This window comes from Curtobacterium sp. DN_7.5, assembly GCF_022655355.1.
GTDB classification, from domain to species: domain Bacteria; phylum Actinomycetota; class Actinomycetes; order Actinomycetales; family Microbacteriaceae; genus Curtobacterium; species Curtobacterium luteum.
In genome coordinates this window covers 3,125,661-3,138,311 of record NZ_CP093378.1, presented here as the reverse complement: position 1 = coordinate 3,138,311, position 12,651 = coordinate 3,125,661, and the positions used below count along the sequence as shown (strand labels likewise).

The 12,651-nt window shown below is 72.7% G+C and carries 11 protein-coding genes and 1 tRNA gene; 7 read left to right on the top strand and 5 right to left on the bottom strand.

Annotated features, from left to right (window positions below):
• The first annotated feature begins 91 nt into the window (after window positions 1–91).
• The 5 genes from galU to MON03_RS14555 all read left to right on the top strand — a co-directional run bounded on the left by galU (window position 92) and on the right by MON03_RS14555 (window position 5,182).
• Window positions 92–982 carry a UTP--glucose-1-phosphate uridylyltransferase GalU gene (gene galU, locus MON03_RS14575; protein ID WP_031273395.1) on the top strand — a complete coding sequence of 297 codons (891 nt, stop codon included), beginning with the start codon at window positions 92–94 and terminating at the stop codon, window positions 980–982.
• A 70-nt stretch (window positions 983–1,052) separates the two neighbouring features.
• The gene (locus MON03_RS14570; RefSeq protein ID WP_175327333.1) at window positions 1,053–1,712 is read left to right on the top strand and encodes a GNAT family N-acetyltransferase; all 660 of its coding nucleotides are present in this window, start codon (window positions 1,053–1,055) and stop codon (window positions 1,710–1,712) included.
• Between the two features lie 136 nt (window positions 1,713–1,848).
• On the top strand, window positions 1,849–2,967 hold the full coding sequence (locus tag MON03_RS14565; protein WP_242089115.1) for a hypothetical protein: 1,119 nt from the start codon (window positions 1,849–1,851) through the stop codon (window positions 2,965–2,967).
• A 77-nt stretch (window positions 2,968–3,044) separates the two neighbouring features.
• Window positions 3,045–3,120: transfer RNA gene (locus MON03_RS14560), tRNA-Ala, on the top strand.
• A gap of 178 nt (window positions 3,121–3,298) precedes the next feature.
• The gene (locus MON03_RS14555; RefSeq protein ID WP_242089114.1) at window positions 3,299–5,182 is read left to right on the top strand and encodes a glycoside hydrolase family 25 domain-containing protein; all 1,884 of its coding nucleotides are present in this window, start codon (window positions 3,299–3,301) and stop codon (window positions 5,180–5,182) included.
• Between the two features lie 93 nt (window positions 5,183–5,275).
• Here MON03_RS14555 and MON03_RS14550 read toward each other — a convergent pair whose 3' ends face one another.
• Window positions 5,276–5,659 carry a hypothetical protein gene (locus MON03_RS14550; RefSeq protein WP_242089113.1) on the bottom strand — a complete coding sequence of 128 codons (384 nt, stop codon included), beginning with the start codon at window positions 5,657–5,659 and terminating at the stop codon, window positions 5,276–5,278.
• A gap of 107 nt (window positions 5,660–5,766) precedes the next feature.
• Between MON03_RS14550 and MON03_RS14545 the strand changes: the two genes are divergently transcribed.
• Window positions 5,767–6,795: an amidase domain-containing protein gene (locus MON03_RS14545; RefSeq protein WP_242089111.1), complete on the top strand. Its 1,029-nt coding sequence runs from the start codon at window positions 5,767–5,769 to the stop codon at window positions 6,793–6,795.
• A gap of 204 nt (window positions 6,796–6,999) precedes the next feature.
• Here MON03_RS14545 and MON03_RS14540 read toward each other — a convergent pair whose 3' ends face one another.
• The 3 genes from MON03_RS14540 to MON03_RS14530 all read right to left on the bottom strand — a co-directional run bounded on the left by MON03_RS14540 (window position 7,000) and on the right by MON03_RS14530 (window position 10,664).
• Entirely contained in the window at window positions 7,000–8,205 is a 1,206-nt protein-coding gene (locus tag MON03_RS14540) for a mannosyltransferase family protein (RefSeq protein ID WP_242089109.1), read from the bottom strand.
• Window positions 8,206–8,281: 76 nt separating this feature from the next.
• Complete coding sequence (locus MON03_RS14535; RefSeq protein ID WP_242089107.1) at window positions 8,282–10,138, bottom strand: glycoside hydrolase family 2 protein; 1,857 nt, start codon at window positions 10,136–10,138, stop codon at window positions 8,282–8,284.
• A gap of 70 nt (window positions 10,139–10,208) precedes the next feature.
• Window positions 10,209–10,664: a MaoC/PaaZ C-terminal domain-containing protein gene (locus MON03_RS14530; protein ID WP_242089105.1), complete on the bottom strand. Its 456-nt coding sequence runs from the start codon at window positions 10,662–10,664 to the stop codon at window positions 10,209–10,211.
• A gap of 115 nt (window positions 10,665–10,779) precedes the next feature.
• On the opposite strand from MON03_RS14530, the gene MON03_RS14525 reads away from it, so the two are divergent.
• The gene (locus MON03_RS14525) at window positions 10,780–12,027 is read left to right on the top strand and encodes a phosphotransferase (RefSeq protein ID WP_242089103.1); all 1,248 of its coding nucleotides are present in this window, start codon (window positions 10,780–10,782) and stop codon (window positions 12,025–12,027) included.
• Between the two features lie 139 nt (window positions 12,028–12,166).
• Here the strand turns inward: MON03_RS14525 and MON03_RS14520 are convergent, their stop codons facing one another.
• Window positions 12,167–12,520 carry a DUF1844 domain-containing protein gene (locus tag MON03_RS14520; protein ID WP_242089102.1) on the bottom strand — a complete coding sequence of 118 codons (354 nt, stop codon included), beginning with the start codon at window positions 12,518–12,520 and terminating at the stop codon, window positions 12,167–12,169.
• Window positions 12,521–12,651 lie beyond the last annotated feature (131 nt).

The window sequence follows — 12,651 nt, the reverse complement described above, 5'->3', positions numbered from 1 at the left end:
CGTTGCGGCTTCCCGCCGCGGCGCGCGCGATGCCGTGTCCTCCACAGCGACGACATGTGCCTTCCATGGGTCGTCCGGTACGTTCACAGGCATGGGCTTCCAGATTTCGAAAGCCGTGATCCCCGCCGCCGGCCTGGGCACGCGCTTCCTCCCCGCCACCAAGGCGATGCCGAAGGAGATGCTCCCGGTCGTCGACAAGCCGGCCATCCAGTACGTGGTGGAGGAGGCCGTCGACGCCGGGCTGACCGACGTCCTGATGATCACGGGCCGCAACAAGAACGCGCTCGAGAACCACTTCGACCACGTCGCCGAGCTCGAGGAGACCCTGAAGAAGAAGGGCGACCACGAGAAGCTGCAGAAGGTGAACCAGTCCACGGACCTCGCCGACATGCACTACGTCCGCCAGGGCGACCCGCTCGGCCTCGGCCACGCGGTGCTCCGCGCCAAGATGCACGTCGGCCGTGAGCCGTTCGCCGTCCTCCTCGGCGACGACATCATCGACGCCCGCGACCCGCTGCTCAAGCGCATGATCGAGGTCCAGGGTCAGAAGAACGCCACCATCGTCGCGCTGCTCGAGGTCCCCGAGTCGCAGACCCACATGTACGGCATCGCGACGGTCGAGCCGACCGACACCGACGACGTCGTGAAGATCACCGGCCTGGTCGAGAAGCCCCCGCAGGGCGAAGCCCCCTCGAACCTCGCCATCATCGGCCGCTACGTCATCCGCCCCGAGGTCTTCGACGTCCTCGAGAAGCAGGAGCCCGGCAAGGGCGGCGAGATCCAGCTCACCGACGCCCTCATGAAGATGGCCGGCGCCGAGGAATGGACGGGCGGCGTGTACGGCGTCGTGTTCCGTGGACGTCGGTACGACACCGGTGACAAACTCGACTACATCAAGGCGATCGTGCAGCTCGCCTCGGACCGCGATGACCTCGGGCCGGACCTCAAGTCCTGGCTCAAGGAGTTCAACGCGGGCGAATAGTCGACCCGTCGCGGAACGGGTCCGGGGGATTCCCCCGGGCCCGTTCGGCGCATCCGGAGGAACCACACCGATGACGACGATCCCGACCCTGTCCCACGGGCGGGTCACCATCCGGCCGCTCCGGCTCCGGGACACCCGCGACCTCGACGTCGCCCTCGCCTCCAACCGCGGCTGGCTGCGGACGTGGGAGGCCACCAACCCCTCCGGTCACGTCTCGACCGATGTCCGCGGCAGCATCCGTGCCCTGCAGGCGAACGCCCGGGCCGGGCTCGGGCTCCCCTTCGCGATGGAGCTCGACGGTCGGTTCGTCGGCCAGCTCAACGTGTCCGGCATCACCTACGGGTCGCTCGCGAGCGCGTCGATCGGCTACTGGGTCGTCGAGGACGCCGCCGGACACAACGTCACCCCGATCTCGGTCGCCCTCGCCGTCGACCACTGCTTCCGGCAGGTCGGCGTGCACCGCATCGAGATCTGCATCCGCCCCGAGAACGCCCCGAGCCTCCGCGTCGTCGAGAAGCTCGGGTTCCGGTACGAGGGGCTCCGTCGTCGCTACATCCACATCAACGGTGACTGGCGCGACCACTTCTGCTTCGCGCTCGTCGCCGAGGAGGTCCGCGAGGGCGTCCTCGAGCGCTGGGTCCAGGGACGCGTCCCGCCGGGTGTCGGCAGCGTGCCGCTCGCCGCCCGCGACGAAGCCGCGATGCCGATCCACACCACACCCCGCCTCTGATCGGGTCGCCGCCGGTACACAGCCCGGTCTGGTCGGCCTGGAGGCACGGCTCGGCCCCGGCGGATTCGGCCACGACACGCGCAACACGCGTCCGGCAATCACGGACCGCGCGTTCCGCGGCCCCTACCGTTGGCGCATGGCAGGTATCGGCTCCTGGGGCGGCGGCATCGTGCTGCTCCTGGCCGCGGTGCTCTGGCTCGTCTACCTGATGCCCTCGTGGGCGGCGCGACGGCAGTACCTCGCCACCGAGCGGAACGCCATCCGACTGCAGCAGACCCTCCGGATCCTCGCGCAGACCGCCGAGCTGCCGGAGGAGGTCCGTGTCGAGATGAACGCGAAGTCCCTCGCCGAGGCGCAGCGGGTCGCCCGTTCCGAGGAGGCCAAGCGCACCGCGATCGTCCGCGCGCACGAGGCCGCCCGCCAGCGGGAGATCACGCGTCGACTCGCCGAGCAGGCGCCCGTGCTCGAGCGGGCCTCGAGCGTCCCGGCACTCACCGCGATGCGGATGCGCCGATCCCGACTCGGCGCGACGCTGCTCGGCACGCTCGGGCTGGTCGTCGCCCTCGTGGTCCTCGTGGCCGCGCCCGCACTCTGGCTCATCGCCGTGGCCGGACTCGTCGCCGCCGGTGGGTCCGCGGCCGTCCTCGCCCAGCTGCACCAGGTCGCGAAAGCACGGAAGGCGCGTGCCGCAGCCGCCGTGCCGGACGCGAGCCGCGCCTCCCGGCCGACGACCGCGTGGGTCGACCCGGCGCCTCCGCTTCCCACCGACGCACCGGCGGAGGCCGCGCGCGACCGGGGCTGGACCCCGAACCACGTGCCGAAGCCGCTCTACGTCGAGCGCCCGGCCGCGCCGAAGGCGAGCCCGGAGTCGTCCGCGACGCTGGCGGCGCGGCTCCGCGAGCGTGTCGCCGAGGCGAAGGCCGAGGCCGACGCGGAGGCAGCGGCCATCCGTGCGGGGGAGACCGACCCGTCGCTCGCGACCGTCTCACGGATGCGCCCCGACGTCGAGGAGGCCGCCGCGTCGTTGTCCTCGCACGACCAGGGTCGGCTCGCCGAACGGCTGGGGCTCCGTGCACCGGCGCCCGCACCTGCTTCCGCTTCCGCTTCCGCCGAGTCGGTCTCCGAGGCGTCCGTCCCGGCCGCGCCCGTCGAGCCCGCTCCGCCGAGCAAGTGGGCGGGCATGGGCGTCATCGCGGAGGACGACTACCAGCAGGCCGACCTCGACGCGATCATGCGTCGGCGGCGCGCGGTCTGACGTCGGTGCGGCACGCCCGGACCGGCGCGGAGGATTTCTGTTCCCGAGGGCCGTGGTGCTAGGGTTGTCGAGTCCTTGGGGCTATGGCGCAGTTGGTAGCGCGTCTCGTTCGCAATGAGAAGGTCAGGGGTTCGAATCCCCTTAGCTCCACCAGACACGAAGGGCCACCTGATCGGGTGGCCCTTCGTCGTTGCTGCCGGGCGGCCACCCGCCGAGGGTCGTCCGTCGTTCTCCACAGGGGTGGTGCGTCGTGCAACGGGTGCCCCTAGACTCCCCGTGCACGCACCGGCGCGATGAACGAGGGGGACGGATGCGCACGAGGAACGCTGTCATGTCGATCGGACTGGCACTGGCGGTGGTCGCGGGGGTCGTGACCGCCGGACCCGTCCAGAGCGCGTCCGCAGCGGCGCCCACCACGGGCCGGTTCACCCCGGTGGCGCCGGCACGGGCCTGGTCCGGGACCGCGACGTCGAAGGCCACCACGGTGACGCTCGGCGGTCGGAACGGCATCCCGTCGACCGCCACGGCGGTGGTGCTCACCGCCACCGTCGGATCTCCGACCGCCGCCGGCTACGTCAGCGTCGCGCCCGCCGGCAGCGCTTCCAGTCCGGCGATCCAGAACTTCGCGAAGGGCCAGCCGATCTCCGGCACGACGACGGTCGGACTGACCTCGGGCAAGGCGCAGGTGAAGGTCTCGGCCGGCTCGGCCACGGTTTCCCTCGACGTCGCCGGCTGGTACGGCACGTCCTCCACCGGCTCGACCTACACGCCGTTGGCGCCGACCAACGTGCTCGACGGCACGCTGAGCACCACGCCGACCCGCATCCCGATCGCCGGGGTCGCCGGGGTTCCCGAGAACGCGACCGCCGTCGTGCTGCAGGCCGACGTCTCACGCCCGGCCACGAGCGGCCGCATGCGCATCACGCCGGCGGGCAACACCGCCGGCGTGGTCTCGTTGATGTACTCGAAGGGCACCACGATCGCGAACACCGTGACCGTGGGGCTCTCGGGCGGCGCCGTGCAGGCGGTCGTCTCCACCGGGACGGCCCGGTCGCTCGCCGACGTCGTCGGGTACTACGCGCCGGACGACTCCGGCTCGGTGTTCGTCCCGAGCTACCCGGTCCGCGCCGCGACCGTGGCGACGACCACCACGGCGAAGGACATCACGGTCGCGGGCACCGCGGGGGTGCCGCGGAACGCGACCGCGGCCGTGATCAACGCCAAGGTCGGCAAGGGGAGCGTCGGCGGATCGCTGCGCGTCGTGGGTGCGGGACTCGCGAGCAGCGTGCCGACGCAGGTGTACGCGAAGGGGCAGACGATCGGCAACGCGCTCATCGCACCCCTGTCGTCCGGCGGACGGATCTCGGCGAAGGTCTCCGCGGGGACGGCGACGGCGTACGTCGACGTCGTCGGGTACTTCCTCGACGGGAGCTCCGGGTCGGGGACGGGGGTCGACGTCTCCTACCCGCAGTGCGCGGCGGCGGGCTCGCCGAACTTCGCCGCCAGCCGGGTCCCGACGGACCAGTCCTTCGCGGTCGTCGGGGTCAACGGGGCCCTCGCCAACACCGACAACAGCTGCTTCGCGCAGGAACTCGCGTGGGCGCAGTCCTCCGCGGGCGGGACCGTACAGCCGACCGTCCAGCTGTACTCCCTGTTCACCAACCCGGGGGCGACGAAGGCGTCGGTCTGGCCGCAGTCGAACACGGTCGCGTCCGGAGTGGTGGCACCGTCCGCCGCGTACGGCACGTGCAAGCCGCAGAAGTCGGGTTCCGCGCAGTCGACGTGGGTGACCACGAACGCCTGCTCGTACGTCTACGGGTACGCCCGCGCGTACGAGGCGACAACGCAGCGCGGGGTGACCGATCCTTCGCAGTACCGCTGGTGGCTCGACGTCGAGACCGGTCTCTCGCACACCCGCACCACCTCCTACAACCTCGCGGCACTCGAGGGCATGATCGCGGCGGTGCGCGCTGCAGGGGTCACCCGTGTCGGGATCTACTCGACGCCGAGCAACTTCCCGGAGATCATGGGGACCGTGCCCTCGGGGAGCCCGGCTCGTGGCCTGCCGAGCTGGCTGGCGATCGGTCCGGGGCGGCTCGACCAGGCGCAGGCTGCGTGTTCGAGCGCGGGCTTCGCGGGCGGGAAGGTCGCCATGACGCAGTACGTGACGGCGTTCGGGTCGGGGGACATCGACCGCGACTGGTCCTGCAGCTGACGCGCTGAAGGACGGGAGGCACGGTGCGGACCCGCACCGTGCCTCCCGTCCGTCATTCCGCGCGGCGCGCTGTCCGTCATCCCGCGCAGCGCGTCAACTCGGCACGCTCGCCATGAGCTCCCCGGCCTGTGCGAACACCGAGTGGATCGCGTTGGCGGCCTCCGTGAAGGCCCGGTTGCTCCGCGCCAGGCCGACCAACCCGCCCGTGACCATCATGGGTCCCGAACTCTGCAGCAGGCGGACGACGGACCGGCCGTCCCGGGTCACCATCACCTGCACGTCGAGACGGGTGTGGAAGGAGCGGCCGCACGCCCATGCCCGAAGGAGCAGCGTCAGCGCCAAGCTCCCGCGCGTGGCGCGGAGCCCGCCCTGTTCGGCACCGTCGACCGCGTAGCCCAGACGGACGAGTGCGTCCGCGGTCCGGATTCGAGCCGTGCCGGGATCGCTGGCGACGAAGAAGTCGTGGCTCGCGGGCATGCGGGGTCCTCTCGATCGACTGCTCCTGGCTCGATCCTGCCGGTTCGCCGGGCGCGCAGCGGGGCACCGGGCCGTCGGTCGGGGGTGTCGCCTACCCTGGAGGTGTCATGACTGCCTCGTACACCCGCCGCACCCTGTTCTCGCTCGCCGGTGTCGCCGGTGTGGGACTCGCGGTCGCCGCATGCTCGTCCGGCGACCCGGCGAAGCCGTCCGCGACCGGGCGCTCGGGCGGCTCCGCGACACCGACCGCGAAGCCGAAGGCCTCCGGGGTCGAGCCGGCGCAGGTCCCCCTCGCCGGCGGGGTCACGGTGACGGTCAGCGGGGCCGGTCTCGCGGCCGTCAGGGGCGTGACCGTCGGCGGGATCGCGGCACGCGACGTCCGGGCCACTGCGACGAAGGTCACCTTCACCGCGCCGCACCAGGCGATGTACACCGCGGGTGACGCCGACGTCGCACTGTTCACCGAGTCGGTCGAGCCGTCCCCGTCCGCGAACCAGTCCTCCGACGGCAACGGCAGCAACGCCAACGACGGACAGTCCGGCGCGACGCAGGACTCCGCGAGTGCCACCCCGACGCCCACGACGGCGCCGACGCCGGACGCCTCCGCGGCGGTCGCGACGACCTCCCTGGCGTACGCGGCCCTCACCGCGGTCGACCGGCAGCTCCAGTACGCGATGCGCTACTGGAAGGACTACAACCTCGCCGAGTACGGCACGATGAACCCGATCGGTGGCGACTGCGCCAACTACGTGAGCCAGACGCTCGTCGCCCGGGGCTGGGAGCAGCGCGACGACTGGTACAGCCGCGACGCCGGAGCCGCGCACTCCGCCACGTGGACGTACTGCCCCGCGATGGACCCGTGGCTGAGCGAGCACGCGTCGGAGTTCGGGCTCACCCGGCGATCGCTCGAGGAGCGCGACAAGGTGCGGGTCGGCGACATCGTGTTCTTCGACTGGAACGACAACGACTCGCCGGACCACACCACGATCGTGTCGGAGGTCTTCACCGAGCCGGACGGCACCGTGCGCATCAAGTCGGCGAGCCACAACCAGGACGGCCCGTACCGCGACCTCGACGAGATGATCACGGTGCAGCACCCGGGCGGCACGGCCTGGTTTCACACCTTCGACGCCTAACGGCAGGCCCATCCGCGGCTAGTCGGCAGGCCGCCGCGCGGCGCATCGTGCCTGCGCACAACCAAAGTCCGTCCGCACCGGGGAATCGCGTGGTTCGAACGGCCTTTGGTTGTGCGGACGCAGCCAGCACTGCGCACCGCACCCCATCGTGCACCGCACCGCACCCCCATCCTGCACAGCACCGCCCCGCCCGCCGCTGCGCCGTCAGGGGTACCCGAGGAACCAGAGCAGCACGACCGCGACCGGTTGCAGGCACATCCCGACGACGAGCCACGTCACCGCCCGCCGCCGCGACCCCACGAACACGCCCGACCCGAGCAGCGGTGCGGTCGGCATGAGCAACCGCGGGAGTGACTGCTGCGGCAGGAAGACCGCCACCAGGTACAGCGCGTACGCCGCCGTGAACGACCACACGTCGACGCCCAGTGCCCGCACGCTCCGCCGGCCCCAGAACCAGACGGCCCCGGCGAGCACCGCCACCACGAGCACGATCCCCGCCGGGCCGAGCCACGTCCCGGCCATGGTGAACCAGGGCGTCAACGGGACGAAGTGCTGGCGGCCGACGAACCCGACCCACCACGACAGCTCGGTGTCGAGGTACGCGTCGGGACGCCCGGTCACGCCGGAGGCGAGCACCGGCCACGCCAGCCCTGCCGCCGCGACGAGCAACCCGGACACCACGACCACGACGCGGTCACGCCACCGGAAACGCGGCCCGTCCTGCACCCACCGCACGACGAGGTGCACCGCGAGGGCGACGGCGAGTGCCAGCACGCCGGGTTTCGTGAACGCCGCGACGACCCCGAGGGGCGCGACCACCCAGTACCGCCGGCGGACGAGCGCGAGGAGCGCCCCGAGCACCAGCAGCAGGAACAGGCTCTCGGCGTAGGCGACCTGCAGCAGGAACCCCGTCGGCCCGAAGGCGAACAGCGCCGTCGCCCAGCGGGCCGCCCGGTCATCGCGGACGGCCCGGATGAGCCGGTACAGGACGACGCACGCCCCGGCACCGGCTGCGGTCGCGACGAGGACCCCGGCCACCCAGAACGAGCCGCCGACGAGCGGCTCCACGGCACGGGCGACCCACGGGAACACCGGCAGGAACGCCCATGCGTTCGGCAGCACGTGCCCGGCCTCGTCGACCGGGATCGTCGCCGGGTAGCCGTGCTCGGCGATGGTCCGGTAGAACGACGCGTCCCACGAGCCGGAGAAGCTGAAGAACGACGGGTCGCGCCGGTACGACGCGAACGGCCAGCCGTTCGCGGTCGCGAGCGCGAAGAGCGTGCCGAGCAGCAGCGTGCTGAACGCACGCGATGCCAGCCACAGCAGGAGGGGAGCGGACCACGCGCTGTGGCGTGCCTCCAGGACGGATCGCAGCCGGGAGGCACGGCTCGCCTCCGCCACGTCGGTCACCGCACGATCCTCCCACGGCGCCGCAGCGCGGTCGTCGCCGTCGGGCGGGCCGCCCCCGCCCGCCGGGCGGCCGCGGTCACCGTCCGGTGACCGCCCGCCGGATCTGCTCGATCGGCACCTTCGGCGTGCGGTCGGCGTTCAGCAGTCCGTTCGTCTCCTGCATCGTGTCGGTGAGCTGCGTGTAGCACGAGCCGGCGAGGAACGTGCTGGCGCGGATCGCGTCGTAGAGCCCCGTGATGCGGGCGATCCAGTCGTCGCCGTCGGATGCCGACGTGTAGCCCCACCCGTCCTCGCGTTGGACGCCGGGCTGGTAGTTCACGCCGCCGAACTCGGTGAGCATCACGGGCTGCCCCTCGTCGACCGCCCCGCCGACGAGGATCCGCCGGTCCGCCGGACCCGTCCCGCGCAACAGGGCCGCGCGGGCCTCGTCGTCGGCGTAGGTGCGGGCCAGCACGGCGCCGTCGCCCTCGTAGTCGTGGATCGTGATGATGTCCGACGCGGGGTGCTCCCAGCCGTCGTTCGAGATCACGGGTCGGGTGGGGTCGAGCGCGCGGGCGACGTCGGCGAGCGCACGGGCGTACGCCTGCTGCGCGGGGTCGACGGCGATGTGCTGCACGCCCCAGCTCTCGTTCGCGGGCACCCAGGTCACTACCGACGGGTGGGAGGCATCGCGCTCGACCGCGTCCATCCACTCCCGCACGAGCCGCTGCACCGCGAGCGGGGAGAACGCGTACGCGCCGGGCATCTCGCCCCACACGAGCAGCCCGAGCTTGTCCGCCCACCAGAGGAAGCGCGGGTCCTCGACCTTCTGGTGGTTGCGCGCGGCGTTGAAGCCGAGCTCCTTGATGAGCTCGACCTCGCGGCGGAGGGCCGCACGCGACGGCGCGGCGAGGTGCGACTCGGGCCAGTAGCCCTGGTTGAGGACGCTGCGCACGTCGTACGAACGGCCGTTCAGCAGGAACGCCCCCTGCCCGGTGCCCGTCGTGCGGAGCCCGAAGTAGCTCGCGACCGCGTCCACCGCCGAGCCGTCGGTGTCGAGCAGCGTGACGGTGGCATCGACGAGCCGCGGGGTCTCGGGCGTCCAGACGAGCTCGTCCTCGGCCTGCCCGTTGGTCTGCCGGGTGATCGGCAGCACGACGTCGACCTCGCTGTCGATCGCGCTCGACCGTCCGGCGTCCGGCAGGTTCGTCTCGACGGTGGCGAGGTGCTCCTCGGCCCACCACGCCTCGACGCGGAGGCGCTCGCCGCCGGATCGGACGCCGGCGAGCCGGACGGTGAGCCGGACCGTGGCGTGGTCGACGTTCGTCCACCGCAGGGCCGCGATCGACACGGTCGGCACGGCTTCGAGCCAGACCGTCTGCCAGATGCCCGTGGTCCGGCGGTACCAGATGGCGTGCGGTTCCTCGTGCCAGTCCTGCTTGCCGCGGGGCTGCGTGACGTCGAGCGGGTCGTCCTCGGCCCGGACGACGAGGGTGTGCGCGGCTTCCGGGTCGGCCCCCAGTACCTCGGTCACATCGAACGAGAAGGGGGTGTGCCCGCCCTCGTGCTCGCCCACGAACTGCCCGTCGATCCAGACCCGAGCGCGGTGGTCGACCGCGCCGAAGTGCAGTACCAGGCGCGGCTGCGACGGGGAGTACCCGGCCGCCGCGAGGTCGTCGGCCGTGAGTTCCCGCGCGTACCAGACGACGGGGTGGAAGCCCGGCTCGTCGATGCCCGAGGCGACCGACTCCGGCGGGAACGGCACGGTGATGTCCCGCGCGTCCGGGAACCCGGCGCGCCACGCGGGGTCGTCCCCGTCGTTCCGGAACGCCCACGTCCCGTCGAGGTCGGCCCATGCGGACCGGAGGAGTTGCGGGCGCGGGTACGTGCCGTCCTGCTCGGTCGCGACGGGGAGGGCGGTGGGGGCGGCGTCGTTGCCGGCGAGCGTGCTCATGCGTCCATGCTGGACCGTCGCGTACATCGTTGTAAAGAGGGCGCGGTCGAGGATCGGGAGCACGCCGCCTTCAAGCGATGGCAGCGTCACGGGTCAGGACCATCACGTCCATGCGTCCCTGCTGCACGACCTCGCCGCGCTGGTTGCGCAGCGTGACCGTCCGTTCGACGATGCCCGTCGTCCCGGAGCTCGTCAGCCGCGTCGAGAGGATCTCCACCTCGCAGGTGACGGTGTCGCCGATGAACACCGGGGCGACGAAGCGCCACCGGTCGATGCCGAGCAGCGCCACGGCCGAGCCCTCGAAGACCCCGGTCCGCGCGATGAGCCCGAGGCACAGCGACGTGCCGAGCAGGCCGTGCACGACCCGCTGCCCGTAGCGGGTCCGTGCGGCGAACTCGACGTCGGTGTGCACCTGGTTGTTGTCGTTCGTCCACGAGGCGAAGGAGACGACGTCGGCCTCCGTGATCGTGCGCCCGGGGGTGGTGAACGTCTGTCCGGCGGCGAGGTCCTCGAGGTAGTGCGGCACCGTGCCATCCTCGCACCGCACGGATCCACCCCGCCCACGGGCAGGAGCGGTCCCGGCACCGCGACTGCACCCCCGTCCCCCACCTCCCCAGCGCCGGGCGCGTAGCCTCCGCGGCATGAGCGACGCTCCGACCGACCACGACCTCGCCCCGTGGATCGCCGCACAGCGCTGGTACGCCGCCAAGGGCGGTTCGGGCCCGACCCTCCGGACGCTGTCGACCGATGACGACACCCGGCTGGTGCTCGACGACGCAGCCACGGGGGCGGTCCTCTACCAGGCACCCGTCGTGGTCCGGGACGGCACCGTGACCGACGCCACCGGCGACCTCGACTGGGTCCGCGGACTCGCCGCCCGGATCGACGCCGACCCGGAGTCGCTCCGACCGATCGGCACCGTGACGGCCGCCCGCGTGCTCTCCGGCGAGCAGTCGAACACCTCGGTCATCTGCGACACCGAGGCCGGCGAGCAGGTCATCGTGAAGGTGTTCCGCGTCCTGCACCACGGCGACAACCCCGACGTGACCACCCAGCTGGCCCTCTCGGCCGCGGGCAGCAGCCGGGTGCCGGCGGTGTACGGGGCGCTCCGGGGCAGCTGGCCGGACAGCGGGCGCCGGGAGGGCACCGCCTCCGGACACCTCGCCGTCGCGCAGGAGTTCCTGCCGGGGACCCGCGACGCCTGGCGCGTGGCCCTCGACGACGCCCGCGCCGGCGTGGCGTTCGCCGACGACGCGCGGCGGCTCGGGTCGGCGCTCGCCGAGGTGCACCGCACGCTGGCCGAGGTCCTGCCGACCACCCCGGCGACCGACGAGCGCCGTCGGGAGGCCCTCGCGACGATGCACGCCCGGCTCGCCGCGGCGGAGCGCGAGGCGCCGGCGGTGGCGGAGCACGCGGAGGCCGTCCGGGCCGTGTACGCACGCGCAGCCGAGGCCGTGTGGCCCGACCTGCAGCGCGTCCACGGCGACCTGCACCTCGGACAGGTGCTCGCCGTGCCGGGGGAGCGTGGCTGGGTCTTCCTGGACTTCGAGGGTGAGCCGCTCCGCCCCCTGACCGAACGCTCCGTCCCCGACGTCCCCCTGCGCGACGTCGCCGGGATGCTGCGGTCCTTCGACTACGTCGCCGGTGCGCTCGCCCGCGACGCCGACCCGGTCGACACCGGCACCTGGGCGCACGACGCGCGCGTGGCGTTCCTCGCCGGGTACGAGGAGGGGATCGGCGCGGACCTCCACGCCCACCGCGAGGTCCTCGACGCGTTCGAGCTCGACAAGGCTGTGTACGAGGTCGTCTACGAGACGCGGAACCGCCCGGGTTGGGTGGCCATCCCGCTTGCGGCCGTCTCGCGGCTCGCGGCGCGCAGCGCCGCCTGACGGGTCCGCACGCGTGCCGTGGGCTCAGAGGACCGCCCGCCCAGCGCGGCCTGCCGCGGCCACGTGACGGCCGGGAGGCCCGTGACGGCGCCGCCACGGGCCTCCCGGCCGTCGTCGGGTCGCGTCCGCGACCCGCGGGTCAGTTGACGGGGCCGGTGTACTTCTCCCCGGGGCCCCTGCCCGGGGCGTCCGGGATCGACGAGGCCTCGCGGAACGCGAGCTGCACCGACCGGAGCCCGTCGCGCAGCGGCCGGGCGTGGTGGTCACCGATCTCCGTCGCGGCCGCCGTGACCAGGCCGGCGAGCGCGGTGATGAGCTTCCGGGCCTCGTCGAGGTCGGTCTGCTCCTGGGGGTCGTCGGCCAGCCCGACCTTGACGGCGGCGGCGCTGAGCAGGTGCACCGCGACGGTGTTGATGAGCTCGACGGCCGGCACCTCGGCGATGTCGCGGGCCTCGTCGGCGCCGGTGGGCTCGTTCGGCGGGGTGTCGGTCACGGTGCTCCTCTGCTAGACTCTGTCGCGGCAGATGCATCCGTGCGCCTTCGGGCGGTCGGACTCATCGTGAAAGAGGAGTCTCTCCCACCCGCGGCCGTGCACCACCAGGCTACCGGGTCCCAACCGCTCCG

Coding starts and splice junctions, on each gene's coding strand:
- galU (WP_031273395.1), top strand. CDS start 92: ATGGGCTTCCAGATTTCGAAAGCCGTGATCCCCGCCGCCGGCCTGGGC.
- MON03_RS14570 (WP_175327333.1), top strand. CDS start 1,053: ATGACGACGATCCCGACCCTGTCCCACGGGCGGGTCACCATCCGGCCG.
- MON03_RS14565 (WP_242089115.1), top strand. CDS start 1,849: ATGGCAGGTATCGGCTCCTGGGGCGGCGGCATCGTGCTGCTCCTGGCC.
- MON03_RS14555 (WP_242089114.1), top strand. CDS start 3,299: ATGTCGATCGGACTGGCACTGGCGGTGGTCGCGGGGGTCGTGACCGCC.
- MON03_RS14550 (WP_242089113.1), bottom strand. CDS start 5,659: ATGCCCGCGAGCCACGACTTCTTCGTCGCCAGCGATCCCGGCACGGCT.
- MON03_RS14545 (WP_242089111.1), top strand. CDS start 5,767: ATGACTGCCTCGTACACCCGCCGCACCCTGTTCTCGCTCGCCGGTGTC.
- MON03_RS14535 (WP_242089107.1), bottom strand. CDS start 10,138: ATGAGCACGCTCGCCGGCAACGACGCCGCCCCCACCGCCCTCCCCGTC.
- MON03_RS14525 (WP_242089103.1), top strand. CDS start 10,780: ATGAGCGACGCTCCGACCGACCACGACCTCGCCCCGTGGATCGCCGCA.